Below are 24,355 nucleotides of genomic sequence, written 5' to 3'. Positions count from 1 at the left end.
TGGATACTCGGGCGCCCCGGACCGCAATCGATATACGCGATCGGTCGGTCCACTCGCGTATGAAGATCGCCGGACTCGCGAGCAACCGGGGGCGGAACCTCAGACACATCGCCGACGTCGCGCCGGGCGGCGCGGAGCTGTCGGTCGTCCTGACGAACCGGGAGCAGGCGCCCGTGCTGGAGGCCGCGACCGAGCGCCGGATCCCGACCGAAGTCGTCGAGCGCGACGAGGAGGAGTCGCGCGCGTCCCACGAGCGCCGGATCCTCGATCGACTCGCCGACTACGATTTCGACCTGGTCTGCCTCGACGGGTACATGCGCGTGCTCACCGACGAGTTCCTCGACGCGGCGCCGACGACACTGAACGTCCACCCCTCCCTGCTCCCGGCGTTCCCCGGCATGGACGCCCACGAGCAGGTGCTCGCCGCTGGCGTCCGGACGACGGGCTGTACCGTCCACGTCGTCACCGAGGAGATCGACGGCGGCCCGATCGTCACCCAGGAGCCGGTCCCCGTCTACGGCGACGACGACGCCGACGCGCTGAAAGAGCGGGTGCTCCGCGACGCGGAGTTCACGGCGTACCCGCGGGCGGTCCGGTGGTTCGCCGAGGAGCGCGTGACGGTCGAGCGCGAGCGCGGCGACCCGGTGGACGTGACCGTCGAGGGCGACGCGGGCGGGGACTTCCCCGAGCGCCGGTTCGTCTCCGAGGAACGCGCCGAGACGCTCCGCTACGGGGAGAACCCGCATCAGGACGCCGCGCTCTACGCGGACGACGGCTGCGAGGAGGCGAGCGTCGTCGGCGCCGACCGGCTGAACCCCGGCGCGAAGGGGATGGGGTACAACAACTACAACGACGCCGACGCCGCGTTGAACCTCGTGAAGGAGTTCGACGACCCCGCGGCCGCCGTGATCAAGCACACGAACCCCGCCGGCTGCGCGACGGGCGACGCGCTCGCGGACGCGTACGACCGCGCGCTCAGCACCGACGCGAAGTCGGCGTTCGGCGGCATCGTCGCCCTGAACCGCGAGTGCGACGCCGACACCGCGACCGCGATCGTCGACTCGTTCAAGGAGGTCGTCGTCGCTCCCGGCTACACCGACAGCGCGCTCGACGTGCTCCGGGAGAAGGGGAACCTCCGCGTGCTCGACGTCGGCCCGCTCGGCGAGGGCGACGACCGCTTCGCCGAGCGCTTCTCCGAGAAGCCGATCGTCGGCGGCCGCCTCGTGCAGGAGCGGGACCTCCAGTCGCCGACCCCCGCGGACCTGGAGGTCGTCACCGAGCGCGAGCCCACCGACGAGCAGCTGGAGACGATGGTCTTCGCGTGGAAGACGCTCAAACACGTCAAGTCGAACGGCATCCTGTTCGCGACCGGCACGGAGACGGTCGGCGTCGGCATGGGGCAGGTGTCGCGCGTCGACGCCGTGACGCTGGCGGCGATGAAGGCCGAGAAGGACGCCGAGGGTAAGTCCGCCGAGGGCGCCGTGATGGCCTCGGACGCCTTCTTCCCGTTCCCGGACGCGATCGAGGAGGCCGCCGAGGCCGGGATCGAGGCCGTGATCCAGCCGGGGGGCTCCGTCAACGACGAGGACGTGATCGCCGCCGCCGACGAGCACGACATGGCGATGGCGTTCACCGGGTCGCGCTGCTTCCGACACGACTGACGCGGCGCCTTTTCGGACCGTCTCCCCGCCTACTCGGAGAACTCCATCCCGGTGATCTCGAACCGCGCTCCGCCCGCCGCGCCCTCCGTCACGGCGATCTCCCAGCCGTGCGCCGAGACGACCTGCTGGATGATCGTCAACCCCAGCCCCGTGCCCGACGCGTCGGTGGTGTAGCCGTCGACGAACACGTCGTCGCGCTCGGCCTCCGGGATGCCCTCGCCGTCGTCCTCGACGTAGATTCCCGTCCCGTCCGCGAGGTCGCCGACCCGGATCGCCACGTCGTCGCCGCCGTGCTCGACGCCGTTCCGGAACAGGTTCTCGAACACCTGCTGGAGGCGGCTCCAGTCGCCGAAGGCGACGCGGTCGGTGTCGACCGCCAGCGTCGCGTCGCCGGCGCTCACGAACGACCACGACTCGCGGGCGAGCGCCACGAGGTCGACCTCCTCGCGTCCCCCGATCGTCCGGCCCTCGCGGGTGAGGAAGAGCAGGTCGTCGATCAGCGACTCCATCCGGTCGACCGCGTCGCGACACCGCTGGAAATGTTCCGGGTCGCCGGTCCGCTCCGCCATGTCGAGGTAGCCGTCGATGATCCCCAGCGGGTTCCGGATGTCGTGCGAGACGACCCGGGAGAACTCCTCCAGCTCGTCGCGCTGCCGCTGCATCCGCTCGGTCGCCTGCTTCCGGAACAGCTCGTAGCCGACCCACTGGCCCAACAGCTCCACGAACGTCTCCTCGTCCTCCGAGAAGGGACGATCCCGCGCCTCGGTGTCGGCGAAACAGAAGGTGCCGTACACCTCGCGGTTGACCACGACCTTCGCGCCGATGTACGCCTCCAGCCCGAACTCCTCGTAGGCGGCGTCGTCCTCCCACCCCTCAACGCGGGCGTGCTGGACCGTCAGCGCGCCGTCGACGTCGACGGTCCGCCTGCAGTACGCCTTCGAGAGCGGACAGCTCCGGCCCGCCTGCAGCAGTTCGTGGTCGCCGCGGGCGTCCACGATCACCTGCGTCTCGTCGTCGATCTCGGTGAGGAAGCCGGTCTCCACGCCGAGGTACGCGCGACCGAGGTCCAACAGGTCCGGGAGTTTCTCCTCGAACGGCCGCTCCTGGTCGGCGGTGATCCGGTACATGCGGCGGAGGGCGTCGCCCTCGGACGGGCCGTCACTCATCGTCGATCACGACTGCGATACCGTACTACGGTCTCCGCTCGCCTTAAACCGGACGGTGCCGGCCCGAGCGTCCGTCGAACCCGGCCGAACCCGGCCGAACCGACCGAAGCCGTCGGATACATGGGGCTCGCACGATTCCCGTCTCCATGGCCGCCGACGAGCGCAACGCCTTCGAAGTGTACCGCGACCGGGTCGACAGGCCCCTCCTCCGGCTGTTCCGCGAGTACGGCGCCGCCGAGGCCCACTGGCTCGCGATCGGGATGGCCGCGAACGTCGTCGCCCGCGTCGCCGGCCTCCTCCCCCCGGTCGTGCTCGGCGTCGCCATCGACGCCGTGTTCACGGGGGACGGCCCGTACACCCTCCCGGTCGTCCCGGACGCGTGGCTCCCCACCGCGGGGCCGGCGCAGTTCCGGCTCTCCGTCGCCCTCATCGTCGGCTCCTTCCTCGTCACCGGCGTGTTCACGTGGATCTACGGCATCGCCGCGAACAACTTCGCACACCGGGTGATGCACGCGGTCCGGACCGACTCCTTCGACCGAATGCAGCGGCTCGACATGACCTTCTTCGACGACAAGCAGACCGGCGAGGTGATGAGCGTCCTCAACAACGACGCCTCCAACCTCGAGGTGTTCTTGGACAACGCGCTCCAGAACTCGGCGCGGCTCGGCGTGATGGTCGCCGGCATCGCGGGCGTGCTCTTCTACTACAACTGGGAGCTCGCCTTGGTCACCCTCTCCGCCATCCCCCTGATGATCCTCTTCACGCTCTGGTTCATGCGGGCCGTCGAGCCGCGGTACGTCGCCCAGCGCTCCGTGGTCGGCGACCTCAACACCGCCCTGGAGAACGCGCTCTCGGGCGTCGAGCTGGTGAAGACCTCCAACACCGAGCCGTACGAGAGCGACCGCGTCGAGACCGCCTCATACCAGTACTTCGAGCGGACGATGTCGATCCTCCGGCTCAACTACGTCTACCGCCCCGGGATGGAGCTGTTCGCCGGCCTCGCGTTCGCCGCCACCTTCGCGGTCGGCGGCTACTGGCTCTCCGCCGGACCGCCGGGCCCGTTCACGACGACGCTCACGGTCGGGACGTTCGTCACGTTCGTCCTGCTCACCCAGCAGTTCGTCGCGCCGCTCGCGGAGGTGTCGAACATCATCGACCAGTACGAGAACGCGAAGGCGTCCTGCGAGCGCGTCTTCGGCCTCCGGGACATCCCGATCCGGATCACCGACGACGGCGACACGGTGGTGCTGGGGCGCGAGCGCGGAACCGCGGAAGGCGACGGAACCGCCGACCGAGAGGGCCCCGACCACGGCGGCGTCGCCGGCGCCGTCGAGTACGACGGCGTCTCCTTCGCGTACCCCGAGAACGCCCTCGTCGACCCGACCGACGCCGACGAGGAGGTGATCAGCGACGTCTCGTTCACGGCCGACCCGGGCGACACCGTCGCCCTCGTCGGACCGACCGGCGCCGGAAAGTCGACGCTTCTGAAGCTCCTCTTGCGCCTCTACGACGTCACCGACGGCGCGGTCCGGGTCGACGGTCACGACGTGCGCGACGTCACCGTCGAGAGCCTGCGCTCCGCGGTCGGCTACGTCGCGCAGGACACGACGCTGTTCGACGGCACCATCGCCGAGAACATCCGGTACGGCCGATTCACGGGCGTCGACGGCGACGTCGAGAGCGACGCGGTCCGCGAGCGGGTGATCGAGGCCGCCAAGGCCGCCGAGGCCCACGAGTTCATCGACTCGCTCCCGAACGGCTACGAGACGCGGATCGGCGAGCAGGGGGTGAAGCTCTCGGGCGGCCAGCGCCAGCGGGTCGCCATCGCGCGGGTCGTCCTGCAGGACCCCGCCATCCTCATCCTCGACGAGGCGACCTCCGCGGTCGATACCGAGACGGAGATGCTGATCCAGCGCTCGCTCGACGAGCTGGCGGCCGACCGCACCACGTTCGTCATCGCGCACCGCCTCTCGACGGTGACCGACGCCGACGCGACGCTCGTGTTAGAGGACGGCGAGGTCGTCGAGCGCGGGACCCACGACGAGCTGCTCGAAGCCGACGGGCTCTACGCGAAGCTCTGGGGCGTGCAGGCCGGCGAGATCGATGAGCTGCCACAGGAGTTCGTCGACCGCGCCCGCGAGCGCCACGTCGACCGCACGGTCGAGCGGGCGGTGGACGGCGAGGTCGAGAGCGAGTCGCTCGACGACTGAACGGAGCGGCCGACGTCACGGCCGGGGGCGCGTCGCGACGACCGCGTGCGGAGCGACTCGCGAATCCCTCTCCGAAGACGGCGATGATAGATCAATATAATCTACTTTCAGCGAATATACGTTGACAATTCGAGTATTTTATTGCCGTACGGCCACAAATGATTGTTGTTATGGCAGCTCGTAAGTCGAATTCCGAACACGGCACCATGCGACTGAAAGACACCCCGCGACCCGAGGACCTCGAGTCGACGCCCAGCCCCGCCGCCCGCCTCCTGGCGTGGCTGCGCTCCTGAGCGTTTGGTCTTCCTTTTAGTGGCGGACGCGAATCGCCGGTGAGTCGAATCGCCTCGGCGCGACGCGGACGCGCCGTCGCTTGACCGAACCCGCGGCGTTTTCCGACGCTCTCGACAGATAGCGAGCCGCCGCAGCGATCGATCGGACTCCGAAAGCGTCGCGGCAACCGATCCGAGTCGTCCGAACTGCAAAAGATATCAACGGATCACCGAGGCAGGCGCGCCCGCCTCAGTCGTCGCTCGACGCCTGTCCGGTCGACTCGCTCGCCGCGCCCGGGACGGCCTCGGCCGCCGCCGGCGGCTCGTCGCGCACGTCGGCGCCCTTGCCCTCGGCGATGACGTCGGCGTACGCGTCGGGGAAGACCCGGACGAAGTCGTCCAGGGTCGCCGCCCAGTCGTCGAGCAGCTCGGCCGCGCGGTCGCTGCCGGTGTACGCTCGGTGGTTCTCCACGAGCCGGCGGAGCATGCGCTCGTCGGAGTCGTCGAGCGTCTCCGAGACCGACACCATCCCGCGGTTGACGCGGTCGTCGAGCCGGTTGTCGGGGTCGTACACGTAGGCGACGCCGCCGGACATCCCGGCCGCGAAGTTCCGGCCCGTGTCGCCGAGCACGGCGACGACGCCGCCGGTCATGTACTCGCAGCCGTGGTCTCCGACGCCCTCGACGACCGCCCGCACGCCGGAGTTGCGGACGCCGAAGCGCTCGCCGACGACGCCGTTGACGTACACCTCGCCGGCGGTGGCGCCGTACAGCCCGACGTTGCCGGCGACGACGTTCTCCGCGGGGTCGTAGCCGGCCTCCTCGGGCGTGTTGACCACGATCCGACCGCCGGAGAGCCCCTTCCCGAGGTAGTCGTTGGCGGCGCCGGTGAGCTCTAAGGTGACGCCGGACGCGAGGAACGCGCCGAAGCTCTGGCCGGCGTAGCCGTCGAACCGGCAAGTGACGGTGTCGTCGGGGAGCCCCTCGCCCCCGTGCTCGGAGACGACGCGGTTCGAGAGCGTCGCGCCGACAGCGCGGTCGACGTTCTCCACGTCGCGGGTGAGCGCGACGGGCGCGCCGTCCTCGATGGCCGGAGCCGCCTCGTCGATGAGGTCCCAGTCGAGCAGCGCCTCGATGTCGGCGTCGTCCTGTTCGCGGGTCTTGGTTCGGGCGTCGCCCGCGGGCTCGGCGATCACCGCCGAGAGGTCGAGGTGCTTCGCCTTCTCGTGGTCCGTCTCGCGCTGGGAGAGGAGCTCGGGCCGCCCGATGAACTCCTCGACCTCCGTGTAGCCGAGCTCGGCCATAATCTCGCGGAGCTCCTGGGCGATGAACGTCATGTAGTTGATGACGTGGTCCGGCTGGCCGGGGAAGCGCTGTCGGAGGTCCTCCCGCTGGGTCGCGACGCCGACCGGACAGGTGTTCTCGTGGCACTGGCGGGCCATCACGCAGCCGGCGGTGACGAGCGACGCGGTGCCGAACACGTACTCCTCGGCGCCGAGCGCGGCGGCGACCGCGACGTCGCGGCCGGTCTTGAGCCCGCCGTCCGCGGTGACGCGGATGCGGTCGCGCAAGCCGGTCGCGCGGAGCATCTGGTTCGCCTCGGCGAGGCCGAGCTCCCACGGGAGCCCCGCGTTCTTGATCGACGTCTTCGGGGACGCGCCCGTCCCGCCGTCGTGGCCGGAGACGTGGACGACGTCCGCGTTCGCCTTCGCGACGCCGGCCGCGATGGTGCCGATGCCGGCCTCCGACACCAGCTTCACGTTGACGTCGGCGTCGGGGTTCGCGGCCTTCAGGTCGAAGATGAGCTGTTTGAGGTCCTCGATCGAGTAGATGTCGTGTTGCGGCGGCGGCGAGATGAGCCCGACGCCGGGCGTCGAACACCGGACGTGCGCGATCATCTCGTTGACCTTCTCGCCGGGGAGGTGGCCGCCCTCGCCGGGCTTCGAGCCCTGCGCCATCTTGATCTGGAGCTCGTCAGCGCTCGCGAGGTAGTCGGCGGTGACGCCGAACCGGCCGGAGGCGACCTGCTTGACGTTGCACTCCTTCTCGGTACCGAATCGCTCCGGGGGCTCGCCGCCCTCGCCGGTGTTCGACTTCGCGCCGATCCGGTTCATCGCGATCGCGTTGTTCTCGTGGGCCTCCGGCGAGATGCTCCCGAGGCTCATCGCCGCCGTCGAGAAGCGCTCGACGATCGACTCGACCGGCTCGACCTCCTCTACCGGCACCGGATCGCGGTCGGACTCGAACTCGAGGAGGCCGCGGAGCGTCTGGAGCTCCTCGGACTGGTCGTTCACCAGCTCGGCGAACTCCCCGTACTGCTCGTAGTCGCCGCCGCGAACCGCCTGCTGGAGCGTCCCGACCGTCTGCGGGTTCCAGCCGTGTTTGATCCCCGACGAGCGGTGCTCGTACTCGCCGGTCGTCTCCAGCTTGGGATCGGCGCCGAACGCCATCGCGTGACGCGTCCGGAGGTCGCCTTCGATCTCCTCGGTCCCGATCCCCTCGGTGCGGATCTCGGTCCCCTCGAAGTACTCGCCGACGAACTCGGAGGCGAGCCCGACCGCCTCGAAGATCTGGGCGCCCTGGTACGACTCCATCGTCGAGATGCCCATCTTCGCCATCGTCTTGAGGAGCCCGTCCTCCAGCGCGCCGCGGTACGCCGCGAGCGCCTCCTCCTCGTCGGCGCCGTCCGGCCCCGCGACGACGTCGGCGATGGATTCGTACGCGAGGTACGGGTCGATCGCGTCGGCGCCGTAGCCGACCAGCGTCGCGATGTGGTGGACCTCGTGCGGCTCGCCCGACTCGACGACGATCCCGGCGCGGTTCCGCAGCCCGTTCCGGACGAGGTGGTGGTGGACCGCGCCGGTCGCGAGCAGGCTCGGGACCGCGAGCCGGTCCGGGCCGACCGCGCGGTCCGAGAGGACGACCACGTCGGCGCCGTCCCGAATCGCGGCCGCGGACTCGTTGCGGATCCGGGTGACGGCGTCGACGAGCGACCCCTCGCGGTCGTACGTGATATCGACCGTCGCCGAGGCGAACGCCGGGCCGTCGCCGTCGACCGGCTCGCCGTCGAGCCCCTTCAGTGCGGCCGTCTCGGCGTCGGTGAGGATCGGCGAATCCGAGACGATCTGCTCGGCGTGTTCGGGGGTCTCGTCGAGCAGGTTCCGCTGGTTCCCCATCCGGGTCTCCAGCGAGGTGACGAGCTCCTCGCGGATGTAGTCGATCGGCGGGTTCGACACCTGCGCGAACAGCTGCTTGAAGTAGGTGAACAGCGGGCGGTCGACGTCCGCGAGCACCGACAGCGGCGTGTCGTCGCCCATCGAGCCCACGGGGTCTTTCCCGTCTTTCGCCATGGGCTCGACGAGGTGGTTCAGCGAGTCCGTCGTGTAGCCGAACGCGGCCTGGTGGATCCGGACTGTCGACTCGTCGCTCTCGGCGTCTTCGCCGCCCTCGTCCACGCCGGGGGCGTCGACCGCCTCCGTCTCGGGGTCGACCTCGCTCGCGACCTCGTCGAGGTCGACCTGGCGCTCGTCGACCCACTCGCCGTACTTCTCGTCGGTGAGCTCGGCGAACACCTCGTCGTCGGGGACGATCCGCCCCTCCTCGGGGTCGGCGACGAAGATCTCGCCGGGCTGGAGCCGCCCGCGGCGCTGCACCTCGGCGGGATCGGTCGGCAGCGCGCCGACCTCGCTGCCGACGACGAGGCGGTTCTCCTCGGTCACCTCGTACCGGCAGGGGCGGAGCCCGTTGCGGTCGAGGACGCCGGCGACGCGGTCGCCGTCGAAGCCGATGACCAGGGCGGGACCGTCCCACGGCTCGACGAGCGACGCGTGGTAGTCGTAGAAGTCGGTGCGCGCCGCGTCCATCAGGTCGTCGTCGCGGAACGCCTCCGGGATCAGCATCCGGAGGGTGTGCGGGAGGTCCCGACCGGCCTGCAGGAGGAGTTCGACCGCGTTGTCGACGCTCGCGGTGTCCGACTGGTTCGGGTCGTCGATCACCGGCTTGATCGTGTCGAGCTCGGCGCCGAACGCGGGGTGTTCGAGGTCGTTCTCGCGGGCGCGCATCCAGTTGACGTTCCCGCGGATCGTGTTGAACTCGCCGTTGTGGACGATGTTGCGGTACGGGTGCGCGAGGTGCCACGCGCCGAGCGTGTTCGTCGAGAACCGCGCGTGGACCAAGGCGACGTGGCTGGCGAAGCGCTCGTCGGTCAGGTCGGGGTAGTAGTCGGCGAGCTGGGAGCCCTTCAGCAGGCCCTTGTACACGACGCGCTGGCGGTCGAGCGAGCAGACGTAGAACCGGCCGGCGCCGTCGACGTCGGCGACCGCGTTCTCGATCTCGCGGCGGGCGGCGTACAGCGCGCGGTCGAAGCCGAGGAGCTCGGGGTCGGCGTCGTCCGGGCGGGCCTCCTCGCTGGTGAACCGCTCGGCGAGGCCGGCGCCCTCGACGGGCGCGGCGAACAGCTGGGCGATCTCCGGCTCGGAGTCGAGCGCGGTCTCGCCGAGGTCGGCGTTGTCCGTCGGGACGGAGCGCCACGCGAGCACCTCCAGCCCGTAGACGGAGAACACCTCGGCGATGACGTCGTGGATCTCCGCCTGGACGCTCCCCTCGGTCGGCATGAAGACGGAGCCGACCGCGTACTCGTCGGGGAGGTCGGCGTCGACGACGTCGCGGAAGAAGTCGTCCGGGCGCGCGACCATGATCCCGGCCCCGTCGCCGGTGTTCTCCTCGGCGCCCGTGGTCCCGCGGTGCTCGAGGTTCTCCAGCAGCCGGACCGCGTCGGTCACCGTGTCGTGGCTCGGGTCCCCGTCGAGGTCGACGATCCCGCCGATCCCGCAGTTCGACCGCTCGTCTGATACGTCCGCAAGCCCCCCACCGTGGCCCGAGGATTCCGAACCCCCCCGGGTGTCACTACGTGGCTCGGTCATGCTCCCCACTCACAGATGATCACTTAAAGGTATAACCCTGATACGGGTAGGATCCCTCGTACACACATTAGGGAATATAAGGTAATTATTCATCAGGGGTGAATAACACACAATTCGTTTCCTGTTTGATCAGTTATAATCCGGAGATAGCCTAGTTATAATTTGTAATTGGAAATAAAACCGCCGAGACAGAGAACGATACGGAAAATAGGTGCGTTATCGTCAACGGAAGAAAAACCGCGCGATAGTCGGCCGAAATCGAATTCACCGTTGAGCGAAACCGAACTCGTCGTCGATCGGAACCCGGCCGGTCACTCGCGAAGCGGCGTGAACGTTCCGTTGATGTCCCACTCGTGGATGCAGTAGACCTCGCCCGGTTCGTCGGCGATCTGCCAGCCGGTGTTCTCCTCGTCCCACCGCTCGCGGCGACCGCACAGCTCGCACTCCCGCTTCCGCGGCGGGGTGATGGTCACGCTCATACCCGACGGAAGGGAGCGGTCCAGCAAAAGGATACCGCCACCGCGGCGTCGGAGCGTCGCCTCACGCCTCCCGATCCCGCCGACGCGCGGCGAGCCCACCGGCGAACAGGAGCGCGACCAGGGCGGCGAGCGGACCGAACCCGGGCACGTCCTCGGCGGTCGTCCGGATCGGCGCGTCGTCGTAGCTCGGAGTCGCCGGGTCCGTGTCGGTCGTGTCGGGGTTCGATCCCGCCGTATCCGATTTCGATCCCGAACCGTCGCTTGCGGGGGCCTCCGCGTCCGCTCCGTTCGCTCTCGCCGCCTCGTCGCTCCCGGCACCCGTGTCGTCCGACCCGGCGTCGCCGCGGCCCGCACCCGCCTCGGACCGGACGCTGCCGTCTCCCGGCGAGGCGATGCCTACCCCGGAGGACGCCGCCGTCCGAGAGACGGACGCGGGTGATCCGGTGGAATCGTCGCGCGCGACCGTCCGGACGTCGGCGACCGGCCGGATCCCGAAGCGACCCCCGCTCCGCCCGAGTTCGGACCGCGGCCCGTCACCGTTCTCGTTTCCCGCCTCTCCCGCCTTCGTCCCTCTCGGCGGAGAGCCCGTCTCGGGTGGGGACCCGGTCGCTCTGCCGCCGGCGGTTCCGCCGCTCCCCGTCGCAGCGCTTCCGCCGGACGTCCCGCCGCCGGTCGCGTCACCTCCCGTCGCTCCGCCGTCGGACCCACCCTCGCCTCCACCGCCTTCGAGGCTGCCGTCGCTCTTCGAATCGCCGTCCTCCCCGTCTGGAGGCGGCGTCTCGAAGGTCACCGTCGTCGACGCGGTGTGACCGCCGGTCGGATCCGACGCCGCCTCGCGGAGCCGTTCGTCCGCCACGAGGAACTCTGCGGTGAACGCCTCCCCGTCGGCGGGCGTCTCGTCGGTCGCGAGGGCGTCGTCGGCATCGGCGACGAGGTACAGGCCTCGGTCGTCGACGTGAACGGACGAGTTCCTCGGGACCGACCCGTTCGCGTCGGTTCGGTCGTCCTCCGCCGTCGAAATCGTCGACGCGTTCGAGCGTACGCCGAAGGCGAGCCCGTCGAGCCGAGCCAGGTCGGCGCCCGTCTCCGGGGTCGCGTTCCGCGCGGCCGGCAGCCCGGTCAGTCCCGTGGCGTTCGCGACGTACACCACGGTTTCGCCGGAAGTGACGGTTGACGTCGGCGAGAGCGTCCCGTTCGCGATCGCCCGCTGTACCGCATCGGCCGTCCCGAGGTCGCTCCGATCGAGGTCGGCCGTCGCGTAGGCGGTCAGCCCGTTCGTCGACCGGTTCGCGACCATGACAGTCGTCTCGTCCGCCGTCGCGGCGAGTCCCTGCTCGGAGCGGACCGCGACCCGATACTCCCCCGGTGGCAGCGTCTCGTTCGACATCGATGTGTTGACCGATTCGACGGTCGCACCCGGCCCCGCGGTGACGAGACCGTCCGTCAGCGATTCGTTACCGAGTGCGTACGTGTTGATCCCAATCGAGGTGCGACCGGAAGATGGTGTGGAGAGGTTGGCAGTTGCGAGTGTGCTGTTTGTATTTAAGTTAAAGATTCTCACACTAACTTCCGGGGTGTGATGACATAGCTCATAGTCTGTCTGGATTCCGATTTCCATTTCTTCCCTGATGTTGTCGATTTCTACTTCTTGGGCATCCCTCCCGATTAATTTGAATCGATTTCCCTTCTCAAATCCACCACCGGTGAGTGAATAAGTCCCTGTGGGTAAGCCAGTCGTATTAAAAACTACTCCCTCTGTGCCATTCAGAGGCGTTCCTAATCCGGCTATTATTGAACGGTTATCTGGTAGTCTTCTATGCAATTTAATAGAGTTTGTTGTGGAGGTGTTATTTTCGAACAGGACTACTTCTCCAGAATAAATTTGTTTACCAGTGTAGTTCGTATGATTGAACTTACGATCCAGTCTACTACTGTTGTTTATATCCAAGGGAACATTGGTAATGCGCACATCTGCACTATCGGACACATCTCCCTCTACAAATTGATGGTTTATATCTGAATTCGGCAACCGCTTCGTTGATGCCAAATTCACGGGGTCTCCCGGTTTTTGTCCCTGTGCAAGCCGAATAGTTGCCACATATCGGTTACTGTGCCAAATTCTGCTTTTGCTTCCATTTGCATCTCTAACAGGTATTTTTATCCCATCGTTCACACCAACAAGAACATCTGAATATCCAATATACTCATCATACACAACTTTATTACTGGAAGTAATTGGGTGGATAGAAATAATATATGGTGTGTTCATCCCGATCGTGTCTCGTACTTCAGAAGTTGCCACAGAGATATTGGCTGCTCCTGCTTTTTTGAATTCTTGATTTTCAAACTCTACAGTACCCAGGTACACGTGCGCTCTGTCTTTATCAACTGCTGAATTTTTCTCTTGTTCAGATAGTTCTGTATCGATACGATCTTGATTTATACTAATGTTCTCACTCGGTATGAGATATGCCCCAACTGCCCCGCCCAAATTTGACGTATTGAGCGACATATTGTCTTTGTCATTTATTTGTTCTACTGAAAGCGATTTATATCCAACAATGTCGCTAGTATCCTTGTCAGTAAGGACGATCGTCGAATTTACATTTGATTCGATTTCACTAATAGTCACTCCAGATGTAGTTCTGCTGTTTCTAACAAAATTCGTAGAAACTGTTGCCTGATCTTGAACTGTAATAGAACCGTTTACAGAATTATATTCTCCTGAAGTTGTTATATTGTGAGATCGGCTCCCATCCGCTTCCCCAGAAGCCAGAGTTACACCCACCGCGACAACTGAAATCACGACAACACAGATGACGAGAATAACCACCGGCCCACGCTGAGTTGAGTTTCTTCGATCCATCGTGACGGACCACGATCGACAGAGCCGAGGCTAGGCAGCGTCCGCACCGCAGGAGTCGACGAGCTCGCTACGCTGCCACCGTCTGGCGTTCGTGGAACACGCTCATTCGGTTGATTGTTTATTATAGGATTTACGGAGACAGAAGCTTCCTTTCGCGGAAACGTCGCTGTCGGATCGATTCACGTCCGGCGATCTGAGCCGTCGCTCTCTGGCCGTTGGCGACGTCGGAAGGAGTGGACTGCCGGGCCGGCCGACGATCAGTGTTCGACCTGTTCCATCAGCGAGAGGACGGCGTCGCCGGCGTCGATAGCGGTGGGATGGACGCCGACGAGAGCGATCACGTCATCGTCGTGCCGGACGGTCGCGACGTAGAGGAACACGGGGACGTCCTCGGCGCTGCCGCTCTGGTTGTTCCCGGCGTCGACCTCCGCGTTGATCGTGGTTTCGAGGATCGAGACCTCGACCTCCTGCTCGAGGATAGTCCGCGTCTCCGACCCGCGGTTCTCGATGTCCTCGGCCTCCACGTCGGTGCCCTCGCCGCCGAATCCCCGCTGGTCGGTCTGTTCTAACAGCCGGCGGATCAGCTCCGCGTCGTCCGCGCGGACGAGGGGATTGACCGACTGGCCGCCGACCGACGCGTCCGGGGTGCTCGCCACGAACAGCGCCGACCCGTTGTCCGGGTTCTCGTACCCGGCGACCCAGGTCGTCGCCGACACCTGGGCGTTCACGCCCGCCACGTCGAACTCCTGTTCGATGGTGAACGACTCCGGCTCCTCGCCCTCGTACCCGGCGTCGGAGGCCGTTTCCGACGGGATCCGGGCGGGATCCGCGTCGTACTCGTAGCTCCCGTCTTCTCCGCCGGCGCACCCGGCGACGGCGACGGACGTCGATGCGGCGATCGCCGCGAGCAGTCCACGTCTGTGCATGAGCACTGTTAGGCCCGTTGTAACGGTTAAGCGTATCGACGCGGGGATCCCTGTCTGATAATTGGCGGCGCGCTCGGTCGGCGCGCAGTCGGTCAGTGCGCGCTCGATGTCAGCCGCGCGAACGAAGGCACAAAGTTCACGGTGTGGCGCGCGCGAAGTGAGCCAAATGGAACGCCGAGGACAGACGGGGCTGGTGGAAGCGCTCCTCCTTGACGTGGTCCGTCTCCACGAGACGTGGATGGAAGTCGTCTTCCCGCGACAGCTGGATCCGAGCGCGGTGCTGGGGAAGTGGAAACCGGAGACCGCCGTCCAGACGGTCGGGTACTACCTCTGGGCGATCCTCGGCGGCCCGCTGGTCGCGGTCGCGTACCCGCTCCTGCTCGTCGGGTTCGCCACGCGGTACTACGCCGCGAAGCTCGACTCGGCGGTGGCCCGCTTCGGCGTGCTCGGCGCGGTCCTCGTCGCGACGCTCGTCTGGGGGTCGCTCACCTTGCTCGCGCACTTCCAGCTCCCTACCGAGGTGATGCTCGGGATCGGCGGCGCCAGCGTCGTGGCGGTCGTCTCCGCGGGCGCGGCCGCCGGGTTCTCGAAGGCCGGCGGGCGGTTCGTCAGCGTCCTCCTCGCGTACCCGTTCGCGATGACGGCCATCTTCCTGCCGCCGGTGGTCGCCGGGCTCCTCACCCCCTCTATCTCGAACCTGGTGCTCGATCCGAGCTACGACCTCGCGGTCTGGATCCTCGACACGTTCCTCTCCGTCGGCGGGATCAACGAGACGCTCCGCGGGGCCTTCGACCTGGAGACGTTCGGCGAGCAGTGGGGGGTCGCCGGCCTCGGCTACGTCCTGATGTGGCTCGGCATCTCCGTCCCGCTCGGCTGGTTCCTGGGCGTCCTCGTCGCGCTTGCGAACCTGATCCGGCCGAAGCCCGACGCCTGAGACCCCGCTCAGGCTTCGGCGCCGAGGGCGCCTCGGAAACAGGGTTACTCTCCCGCGTCGAACCGCTCGCTCGCCGTCTCGAAGGCGGACTCGGACTTCTCTCTGCTCCGCCGACCCTCGCGTGCCGCGATCGCCTCGGGGTCCGGGCTCGCGTCGTCGTCGATCCGCGCGAACGACTTGTGGACCTTCGTGTGACACCAGCGGCACAGCGCGACCGTGATCTCGTGGGGCCCGGCGTCGTCGCTCTCGGTGGTTTCGCGTTCCGCCGCGCCGCCGTCCGCGCTCCCGTACGAGAGGTGGTGTTCCTCCACCAGCGGTCGGGCGTCGTCGTGGGCGATCCGGACCTCCTCGAGCCCGCAGCGGTGACACTCGCGGCCGTCGGTCGTCGAGCGGTAGTGGGGACACTTCCGCCACGCGCCGCCGGGACCGACGTGGCAGGCGTAGCCGTCGGCGCGGCGGGCCGCGGCGAACTCGGGATCGTCGCCGGAGCGCGTCAGCGCGAACCGACAGCGACCCTCGTCGGTCAGGTGGTCGCAGACGCCGGCGACCGCGTACGGGTCGTCGACGCCGACCGGGGTCCCGTCCGGCGTCCGCTCCATCTCAGATCAGGCTCGCGCCGTCGAGGTCGGTCCGCCCGTAGTCGACGTCGAGCAGTCGCAGGAGAGTCGGCGCGACGTCGAGGAGGTCGGCGTCCTCGACGTTCGCGTCCGGGTGGTCGACGAAGAGGGCGGCGTCCTCGAAGGTGTGCATCCCCGTCCGCGGGCCGTCCGGGTCGAACACCGCGTCGTGGGAGCGGAAGCCGGACTTGAGGTCGAACCCCTCGTTCGGGATGACGACGAGGTCCGGCGCGATCTCGTCGTGGTCGCCGCGGAAGACGGTCTCGCGCTCGACGACGCGCTTCGCGACCGGCTTCCCGTCGGGGCCCGCCCACGATTCGAGGGCCGACTGCAGCTCGGCGCGCACGGACTCGTACTCCGACTCTGGGACGACCCCGTCGGGTTCGCGGCCCTCCAGGTTGAGATAGAACCGGCCGGGGACGAGCGAGTACGCGCGGGTGTCGCCGTCGATGTCCGTCAGCGCGCCGTGGTCGTCGTCGTCGTACGAGAGCCAGCCCTCCCGCTCCAGCCACTCGTTACAGTAGACGTCGTAGCGGAGCCGCGCGAACCCGTGGGTCGATCCCACGACGAGGCGGACGTCGTCCGGGAGGGCCTTCCGGACCGCACCGATGTGCTCGTCGAGCGCGGCGTAGAAGTCGAGGAACGCCTCGCGGTACTCCCCGTTCTCCGCGTAATCGCCCCACAGGAAGTGATTGATCCGGTCCGGCGCCGTGAACACGCCGACGAACAGGTCCCAGTCGTCGCGCTCGACGTACCGGGAGAAGGCGGCGGCGCGGGCGTCGAGCGTCTCCCGGGCGTGCTCGATGAATTCCGACTTGTCCGCCTTGTGCCCGAGCTTCGCGTTCACCGACAGCCGATAGTCGCTGCCCGTGAGGTACTCGCGGAGCTCGTCGGGGTGGGCGGCCTTGTCCAAGTCGGGCGAGAGGTAGCCCGACACCATCCGCTGGACCGTCCGCTGAGGCGGGAACGTGACCGGGACGTTCATCACCGTCGCGTCGAGCCCGGCGTCGGTGGCGCGGTCCCACACGCGGGTCGTCTGGACGTCTCGCCCCATCGGAACGTAGGTGTCGTAGGATCCGATCTCCCGGTCTTGAAAGCCGTAGACGCCGGTCTCTCCGGGATTCCGGCCGCTGGTGAGGACGGGCCAGCACGCGCTCGACTCCGGCGGCACGGTGCTGTCGATCGGCCCGCCGTCGCCGTCGGCGGCGATCGCCGAGAGCGTCGGGAACGTGTCCGGGTTGTCGGCGACGAGACCGTGCGGGAGACCGTCGATCCCGATGAACGCCACGCGCGGGGTGTCGTTCCCGCGCAACCGGTCGAAGAGGCCCATAGGGGTACATCCGGCGTGGAGGGCAAAAGGGTTGACATCGTCCCGGACCGGCTCGGGACCCTTTTGGGGCCGCCCCGCGATGGTGACGCATGGAGACGCGACGCGCGCTGCTCGTCGACGCGTTCACGGACGAACCGCTGGCCGGGAACGTCGCCGGCGTCGTGCCGGACGCCGCGGGACTGAGCGACGACCGGATGGGGCGGATCGCCGCCGAGCTCGGCGCCTCCGAGACAGCGTTCCTCTTCGACGCGGGCGACGGCGCCGACGAGCGGGTCCGCTACTTCACCCCGTCCACGGAGATCGACCTCTGCGGCCACGCCACGATCGCGAGCTACGCCGCGCTGTACGACGCGGGGGAGATCGACGCCGGCGAGCGCACCCTCCGGACGAACGTCGGCGACCTCTCGATCCGGGTCGACGAGGACGGCACCGTCTGGATGCGACAGAACCCGCCGACCGTCGAGCCGGTTGACGGCGCCGAGCTCGACGCCGACCGCCTCGGCGACGCGCTCGGGATCGACCCCGCGGCCCTCAGGGACGTGGGCGCCGACCTCCCCGTCGCGGTCGCCTCGACCGGGCTCCCGTGGCTCGTCGTCCCCGTCAACTTCCTGGAGCGCCTCGGCGAGGCCGAGCCCGACGCGGCCGCCGTCGAGGCGATCTCGACCGAGCACGACGTCGCCGGGATCTACGCGTACACGTTCGACGCGCTCGACGCGGCGTCGACGCTCCACGGCCGGGCGTTCGCGCCCGCTCTGGGCATCGACGAGGACCCCGTGACGGGCACGGCGAGCGGCGCGGTCGGGGCGTACCTCCGGGCGGTCGACGCGTTCGACGGCGAGCTCCCCGACGACCTCCGCTTCGAACAGGGCCACTTCCTCGACCGCCCCGGGCACGTCAGGGTGCGAGTCGACGGCGACGAGGTCCGGGTCGGCGGTCGCGCGGTCGTCTCGACGGAGGGCGAGCTGACGCTGCCGGCGGAGCGGGACGACGACATCATCGAGGCGTGAGCGCGTCCGAGCCCCGCGGCGCCGGTCTCCGGGACGCGACCCGGACGCCGTCGCCGAGCCGAACGTTTAGGCCGTCCCGGGACGTACCGCTGACATGGAGTTCGACCTCCCACGCGCGGCAGCGCTGCTGGTACTGATCGTCGCGGTCGGCGCCGCGGGACTGATCGGAAGCGGAGTGATGCCGCTGCGGATCACGCTGATGATGGTCGTTCCGTCGATGCTCGCCTTCGGAGCGGTCGCCTTCGCGATCGGCGTGAAGCACGGCCAGTTCCGGGCGACGCACGCCTGACCGGCTCGCGCTGACCCGTGACCGCCGCGACGGCGGGGGCGGGCTGATCCGAACCGCGGCGCTTTTTAAATATGACCGACAACCGGGAGCCGTGTTGCTCGGGTCGCCGCTCACGGAACTCCTGCTCCTCGTCGGGGGCGCCGCCCTCCTGTACGCGGGCGCCGAACTGCTCGTCAAGGGCGCCAGCGACCTGGCGCTCGCCGTCGGCCTGAAGGCGTCGACGGTCGGGGTCACCGTCATCGCGTTCGCGACGACCGCCCCCGAGCTGTTCGTCTCCCTCCTCGGCGCCGTCACCGTGTCGACGGACGTTGGGCTCGGGACGATCCTCGGGTCGAACATCGCGAACATTGGGCTCGTGTTGGGCGTCTCCGCGCTGATCCGCCCCCTCAACGTCTCCGAGACGGTGTTCGAGCGCCACGTCCCCTTCATGGTGCTCGCCGCGCTGCTGCTCGTGGGGCTCGGCTGGAACGGGCGCATCGGCCGACCGGGCGGCCTCCTCCTGCTCGGGACGCTCGTGGCGTTCACCGTCGTGGTCATGCGCCGGATCCGGCAGACCCAGTCCGGCATCTCCACCGCGGAGCGCGCGGAGATGCCGGACGCCAGCCTCCGCGACGTCACCGCCGTGGTCGGCGGGATCGCCGCGCTGGTGCTCGGGTCGCGGTGGCTGATCGACGGCGGGGAGTCGCTGCTCTCCGCGGCCGGCTTCTCCGACATCTTCATCGGGCTCACCGTGCTCGCGCTGGGTACCTCGCTCCCCGAGCTGGCGGCGAGCGTCGTCGCCGCCGTGCGCGGCCAGGCCGAGTTCAGCGTCGGCAACGTCGTCGGGTCGAACATCTACAACGTCCTCGCCGTCATCGGGATCATCGCGGTCATCCGGCCGATCGGCGTGAGCTCGGGCGTCCGCGGCTTCGAGTTCCCCGCGCTGCTCGCGTTCACCGGTGGGCTCGTCGGAATCATGTATCGCGGCGATCGGATCTCCCGGGTCGACGGCGCGGTCCTCGTCGCCGGCTACGTCGCCTTCGCGTACCTGCTGCTCCCGTGAGCGCGCTCCGGGTCCCGACGGTTCGGCGCCCGGAATCGACGCCTATTCGGCGGCCCGACCCGGACCGGAATCCGTGATAGCGATCGTCGTCAGCCGGGCCGACAGCGCCTCCGAACACATCGGCGAGCGCCTGCTCGCGGTCGGCGACTGGGAGGAGCGCGTGGACGAGACCCGCCCCGACGCCGCGGGCGGCGGGACCTACTACCGGACCGACGGGTTCGAGCTCCGGGAGTTCGACGGCCTCCACATCGAACTGGACGACCCGGCCGCCGCGTTCGGCGGCGGCGGCGAGGTCGACGCGGGCGACGCCGCCACGGAGAACGACGCCAAGGGCGCCGGCGACCCCGACTTCCTCGTCTTCGTCTCCCGGCACTCCGGGGAGACGGGGGAGCTCCTGACCGCCCACGTCACCGGGAACTTCGGCCCGGCGCCGTACGGCGGCGAGCCGGAGACGCTCGCGGACCCCGCCCCCGGCGCCGAGAAGCGGGTCGTCGAGGCGCTGGCGGCGCGCGCCCCCGAGGGGTACGACGTCGGCGTCGAGTGTACCCACCACGGGCCGACGAACGTCTCCGTCCCCTCGCTGTTCGTCGAGCTCGGGTCCGACGAGGCGCAGTGGGAGGATCCGGAAGCGGCCGAGGCGGTCGCCCGCGCGGTCCTCGACCTCCGCGGCACCGGGCCGGACCTCGTCGACGGCGACGCCCCCCGCCACGTCGTCGGCTTCGGCGGGGGCCACTACGCGCCGCGGTTCACCCGCATCGTCCGCGAGACGGCGTGGGCCGTGGGGCACGTCGGCGCCGACTGGGCGCTCGGCGAGATGGGCGCGCCCGAGGCGAACCGCGAGACGATCGAGCAGGCGTTCGCGCGCAGCCGCGCCGACCGCGCCGTGATCGAGGGCGACAGGCCCGAGCTCGCGGCCGTCGTGGAGGAGCTCGGGCACGGGGTCGTGAGCGAGACGTGGGTCCGGGAGGTCGGCGACCGGCCGCTCCCGCTGGTCGAGCGGCTGGAGCGCGACCTCGCGACCGTCGAGGAGGGGCTCCGGTTCGGCGACGTCGCCCCCGCGGAGTCGGGCGCGCTCGACGCGGTCTCGGTCCGCGAGCTTCCCGGGGGGCTCCTGTCGCGGGCGCAGGGGATCGACCCGGAGGCGACCCGAGAGGCCGTGGCGGCGAACGCCGTCGCCTTCGACACGGAACAGGCCGGCACCCGCGCGGCGGGGGCGGCCGCCTTCGCGGACGGCGCGGACGCCCCAGACTACGCCGACCTCGTCACCGATCTCGCGGCGGTGCTCGGAGAGGGGTACGACGCGGTCGAGGTGGCCGACGGCGCGGTCGTCGCCCGCGAGACCGCCTTCGATCCCGAACTGGCACGGGACCGCGGCGTCCCCGAGGGGCCGGCGTTCGGTCGGCTCGCCGACGGCGAGTCGGTCGAGGTCGACGGCGACGCGGTGGCCCCGGAGGAGGTGTCGCGGTCGCGGACGGAGCGGTTCCCGATCGACGCCGCGGACGCGGCGGAGTGAAGCCGACGGCTTTCCCGCGCTGTCGCCGGTCTCCCGGCGTCTGACTCGCGTCAGACATTGGGCAAAAATAAATACGTCCGGGTCGCAACCACACCACATAATGGATTCTATCGTGGAGGACGCCATCGACGAAGCCGAGGAGCCCCCGGCGGACGACGCCGGGGAGGCCGGCGCCGGTGCGACCGACGCGGCGGCCGGCGCCCCGCCGCAGTCCGGGACGATGACCGACGACGAGCTACAGGACGTCTTACAGGACCTCCAGACGAACATCACGGTCGTCGGCTGCGGCGGCGCCGGCGGGAACACGGTCAACCGGATGACCGAGGAGGGGATCCACGGCGCGAAGCTGGTCGCGGCCAACACCGACGTCCAGCACCTCGTCAACATCGAGGCCGACACGAAGATCCTCATGGGCCAGCAGAAGACCCAGGGGCGCGGCGCCGGCTCCCTCCCCCAAGTCGGCGAGGAGGCCGCCATCGAGTCCCAAGAGGAGATCCAGGACGCCATCGACGGCTCCGACATGGTGTTCGTCACCGCCGGGCTCGGCGGGGGCACCGGCACGGGCTCGGCCCCGGTCGTCGCGAAGGCCGCCCGCGAGTCGGGCGCGCTCACCATCGCCATCGTCACGACCCCGTTCACCGCCGAGGGCGAGGTCCGCCGGACGAACGCCGAGGCCGGCCTCGAACGCCTCCGCGACGTGAGCGACACGGTCATCGTCGTCCCCAACGACCGCCTGCTCGACGCGGTCGGGAAGCTCCCGGTCCGGCAGGCGTTCAAGGTCTCCGACGAGGTGCTGATGCGCTCGGTGAAAGGGATCACGGAGCTCATCACGATGCCCGGGCTGGTCAACCTCGACTTCGCCGACGTCCGCACCGTCATGGAGAAGGGCGGCGTCGCGATGATCGGCCTCGGCGAGTCCGACTCCGACTCGAAGGCGCAGGACTCGGTGAAATCGGCGCTTCGCTCGCCGCTGCTCGACGTCGACATCTCCGGCGCGAACTCCGCGCTCGTGAACGTCACGGGCGGCACGGACATGTCCATCGAGGAGGCCGAGGGCGTCGTCGAGGAGATCTACGACCGGATCGACCCCGACGCGCGGATTATCTGGGGCACCTCGGTTGACGACGAGCTGGAGGGCGAGATGCGCACCATGATCGTCGTGACCGGCGTCGAGTCGCCGCAGATCTACGGGAACAACGGCGAGCCGCCGGAGGGAACGGCGGCGGAGATGGAAGACATCGACTACGTGGAGTGACGCGTCGCCCGCGCGGCCCGTCTCGATAGCGCTCCTTCTCGCGGTCCCCGCTCTCGGGTCCGGGATCGCCCCGCATCAAAAGGTAAAAACCGCCTCGCCTCGAAGCGCGTCGTAACATGGACGTTCCGTACGACCTCAACAGCTACGTTCGGGTGCTGAAACTGGCGAGCACGCCGAGCACCGACGAGTTCCTCCAGGTTTCGAAGATCGCCGGCGCCGGCATCCTCCTCGTCGGCTTCATCGGCTTCCTGATGTTCGCGATCATGAGCCTCCTGCCGGGGGTCGGCGCCTGATGCCGATCTTCTCGGTCAAGACCACCGCGAGCCAGGAGCGCACCGTCGCCGACATGCTCGCGGAGAAGGAGATGCCGGAGATCCAGGCGGTCATCGCCCCCGACCAGCTCACGAGCTACGTGATGGTCGAGGCGACGGACGGCAGCGTGTTCGCCCGGATCCTCGACGAGATCCCCCACGCCCGCGGCGTCATCCAGGGCTCCGAGGGGCCTGCCCAGAGCCCCTTCTCCGAGGTCGAGCACTTCCTCTCGCCGACCCCCGACGTCGAGGGGATCGCCGAGGGCGACATCGTCGAGCTGATCGCCGGCCCGTTCAAGGGCGAGAAGGCCCGCGTCCAGCGCATCGACGAGGGGAAAGACCAGGTGACCGTCGAGCTGTACGAGGCGACAGTCCCGATCCCGGTCACCGTCCGCGGCGACCAGATCCGGGTGCTCGACTCCGACGAGCGCTGACCGCGTCGAATCGCGTTTCCTCTCTTCTCCGTCTCTCTCCGGCGCCCCGCACCGCCGTCTGTCTCCGTTCGCCGCGCTCCGGAACTACCCCACGGATCGTCGGCAACGACAAGGGCTTTATCCGACGACGACCGACGGTTCGGACATGTTCGGTCCCGGCGTGCCGGCGATCCTGAGCCTGATCCCCGACACGTTCACCTTCGCCTGGCTCGTCGCGATCCTCTTCGCCGTCTCGTGGCTGCTCGACAGCCGCGGACTGGCCGCGGGCCGGTCGCTCGCGGCGGGGACGTGGGCGCTGTTCGGACTGTTCTGGCTGACGACGGTCCCGTACTTCGCGTTCGAACACCAGAGCTACGTCGAGTCGATCCTGGCGCTCGTCGGCGTCCCGGCCTGCATCTACGCCGGCTACCTGCTGTACAACGGCCGCGCCTCGCTGTTCACGCTCACGCGGGCCATCTCGCTCATGCTGTTCATCTACCTCCCGTTCGAGACGATCCCGGCGTTCACGCTCGCGGGCGTCGCGTTCCCCGAGCCCCGCCGGATCCTCATCGAGGCGGTCGCCACCCAGACCGGATTCCTCATCGATCTCCTCGGCTACGCGCCGGAGCGCGTGACGAGCTACGAGGGGTACGACGCGGCGTACGCGTGGACGCTCCCCGACGGCCACACGGTCACGATCCACGTCGTGCTGGCGTGTACGGGGCTCGGGAGCATGGCGATCTTCGGCGGGCTCGTCGCCGCCGTGCGGGCGCCGCTCTCGCGGAAGCTCCGCGCGCTCGCGGTCTCGATCCCGCTCATCTACGTGCTCAACATCCTCCGGACGACGTTCATCTCCGTCGTCGCGGGCAACCAGTACATGCAGTGGCAGACCGACCTCGTGCTCGCGATGTTCGGCGCGAGCGACCCGTACCGGGTCTCGTTCCTCATCTCCGACCGGATCATGAGCCAGCTCCTCGCGGTCGTCGCGCTGATCGGCATCACGTTCCTCGCGGTGCGGGAGCTCCCGGAGCTCGCCGTCATCCTCGAGGACGTCCTCTACCTGCTCACGGGCGAGGAACACGACCTGACGGAGTCGCTGGACCTCCCGCGGGAGCCGACGAACCGCTGAGGCGGGACGGACGG

The 24,355-nt window shown here is 68.6% G+C and carries 18 protein-coding genes; 11 read left to right on the top strand and 7 right to left on the bottom strand.

Features of this window, described 5'->3' with window-relative positions:
* Positions 1-59: 59 nt before the first annotated feature.
* Positions 60-1,661, top strand: coding sequence for a phosphoribosylglycinamide formyltransferase (gene purN, locus FGM06_RS11340; protein ID WP_144799356.1), 1,602 nt, complete (start codon positions 60-62; stop codon positions 1,659-1,661).
* A 29-nt stretch (positions 1,662-1,690) separates the two neighbouring features.
* On the opposite strand, the gene FGM06_RS11335 is transcribed toward purN, so the two are convergent.
* Positions 1,691-2,827 (bottom strand): sensor histidine kinase, encoded by a 1,137-nt coding sequence (locus tag FGM06_RS11335; protein ID WP_144799355.1) that lies wholly within the window; start codon positions 2,825-2,827, stop codon positions 1,691-1,693.
* Between the two features lie 146 nt (positions 2,828-2,973).
* Between FGM06_RS11335 and FGM06_RS11330 the strand changes: the two genes are divergently transcribed.
* Positions 2,974-5,037, top strand: coding sequence for an ABC transporter ATP-binding protein (locus FGM06_RS11330; protein WP_144799354.1), 2,064 nt, complete (start codon positions 2,974-2,976; stop codon positions 5,035-5,037).
* Positions 5,038-5,559: 522 nt separating this feature from the next.
* Here the strand turns inward: FGM06_RS11330 and gltB are convergent.
* From gltB to FGM06_RS11315, 4 genes are all read right to left on the bottom strand, one after another.
* Complete coding sequence (gene gltB / locus FGM06_RS11325; RefSeq protein WP_144799353.1) at positions 5,560-10,230, bottom strand: glutamate synthase large subunit; 4,671 nt, start codon at positions 10,228-10,230, stop codon at positions 5,560-5,562.
* A 311-nt stretch (positions 10,231-10,541) separates the two neighbouring features.
* Entirely contained in the window at positions 10,542-10,709 is a 168-nt protein-coding gene (locus FGM06_RS16065; protein WP_186311008.1) for an HEWD family protein, read from the bottom strand.
* 61 nt (positions 10,710-10,770) lie between these two features.
* Positions 10,771-13,575, bottom strand: a complete 2,805-nt coding sequence (locus FGM06_RS16260; RefSeq protein WP_241662567.1) for a PGF-CTERM sorting domain-containing protein — start codon at positions 13,573-13,575, stop codon at positions 10,771-10,773.
* A 257-nt stretch (positions 13,576-13,832) separates the two neighbouring features.
* Positions 13,833-14,501 (bottom strand): DUF6517 family protein, encoded by a 669-nt coding sequence (locus FGM06_RS11315; protein ID WP_144799352.1) that lies wholly within the window; start codon positions 14,499-14,501, stop codon positions 13,833-13,835.
* A 193-nt stretch (positions 14,502-14,694) separates the two neighbouring features.
* Here FGM06_RS11315 and FGM06_RS11310 point away from each other — a divergent pair, with 193 nt between their 5' ends.
* Entirely contained in the window at positions 14,695-15,435 is a 741-nt protein-coding gene (locus FGM06_RS11310; protein WP_144799947.1) for a hypothetical protein, read from the top strand.
* Positions 15,436-15,479: 44 nt separating this feature from the next.
* Here FGM06_RS11310 and FGM06_RS11305 read toward each other — a convergent pair whose 3' ends face one another.
* Both FGM06_RS11305 and FGM06_RS11300 read right to left on the bottom strand, forming a co-directional pair.
* Positions 15,480-16,034: a DUF7097 family protein gene (locus tag FGM06_RS11305; protein ID WP_144799351.1), complete on the bottom strand. Its 555-nt coding sequence runs from the start codon at positions 16,032-16,034 to the stop codon at positions 15,480-15,482.
* A gap of 1 nt (position 16,035) precedes the next feature.
* Positions 16,036-17,382: an alkaline phosphatase family protein gene (locus FGM06_RS11300; RefSeq protein ID WP_144799350.1), complete on the bottom strand. Its 1,347-nt coding sequence runs from the start codon at positions 17,380-17,382 to the stop codon at positions 16,036-16,038.
* An 89-nt stretch (positions 17,383-17,471) separates the two neighbouring features.
* Between FGM06_RS11300 and FGM06_RS11295 the strand changes: the two genes are divergently transcribed.
* From FGM06_RS11295 to artA, 8 genes are all read left to right on the top strand, one after another.
* The gene (locus FGM06_RS11295) at positions 17,472-18,389 is read left to right on the top strand and encodes a PhzF family phenazine biosynthesis protein (protein ID WP_144799349.1); all 918 of its coding nucleotides are present in this window, start codon (positions 17,472-17,474) and stop codon (positions 18,387-18,389) included.
* A 94-nt stretch (positions 18,390-18,483) separates the two neighbouring features.
* Positions 18,484-18,678 (top strand): DUF7333 family protein, encoded by a 195-nt coding sequence (locus tag FGM06_RS11290; protein WP_144799348.1) that lies wholly within the window; start codon positions 18,484-18,486, stop codon positions 18,676-18,678.
* A 91-nt stretch (positions 18,679-18,769) separates the two neighbouring features.
* Positions 18,770-19,720, top strand: coding sequence for a calcium/sodium antiporter (locus FGM06_RS11285; protein ID WP_144799347.1), 951 nt, complete (start codon positions 18,770-18,772; stop codon positions 19,718-19,720).
* A gap of 73 nt (positions 19,721-19,793) precedes the next feature.
* A complete protein-coding gene (locus FGM06_RS11280; RefSeq protein ID WP_144799346.1) occupies positions 19,794-21,233 on the top strand; it encodes a D-aminoacyl-tRNA deacylase in 1,440 nt (479 codons plus the stop codon).
* A gap of 100 nt (positions 21,234-21,333) precedes the next feature.
* Entirely contained in the window at positions 21,334-22,488 is a 1,155-nt protein-coding gene (gene ftsZ, locus FGM06_RS11275) for a cell division protein FtsZ (RefSeq protein WP_144799345.1), read from the top strand.
* Between the two features lie 116 nt (positions 22,489-22,604).
* The gene (locus FGM06_RS11270) at positions 22,605-22,781 is read left to right on the top strand and encodes a protein translocase SEC61 complex subunit gamma (RefSeq protein ID WP_123114379.1); all 177 of its coding nucleotides are present in this window, start codon (positions 22,605-22,607) and stop codon (positions 22,779-22,781) included.
* The gene (locus FGM06_RS11265; protein WP_144799344.1) at positions 22,781-23,233 is read left to right on the top strand and encodes a transcription elongation factor Spt5; all 453 of its coding nucleotides are present in this window, start codon (positions 22,781-22,783) and stop codon (positions 23,231-23,233) included. The genes FGM06_RS11270 and FGM06_RS11265 overlap by 1 nt, the downstream gene beginning before the upstream one ends.
* Before the next feature lie 145 nt (positions 23,234-23,378).
* Positions 23,379-24,341 carry an archaeosortase A gene (artA, locus tag FGM06_RS11260; RefSeq protein WP_144799343.1) on the top strand — a complete coding sequence of 321 codons (963 nt, stop codon included), beginning with the start codon at positions 23,379-23,381 and terminating at the stop codon, positions 24,339-24,341.
* The last annotated feature ends 14 nt before the right edge of the window (positions 24,342-24,355 follow it).

The sequence above is a fragment of the Halorubrum depositum genome, assembly GCF_007671725.1.
Lineage (GTDB): Archaea > Halobacteriota > Halobacteria > Halobacteriales > Haloferacaceae > Halorubrum > Halorubrum depositum.
This window is presented reverse-complemented; position numbering and strand designations above follow the sequence as displayed.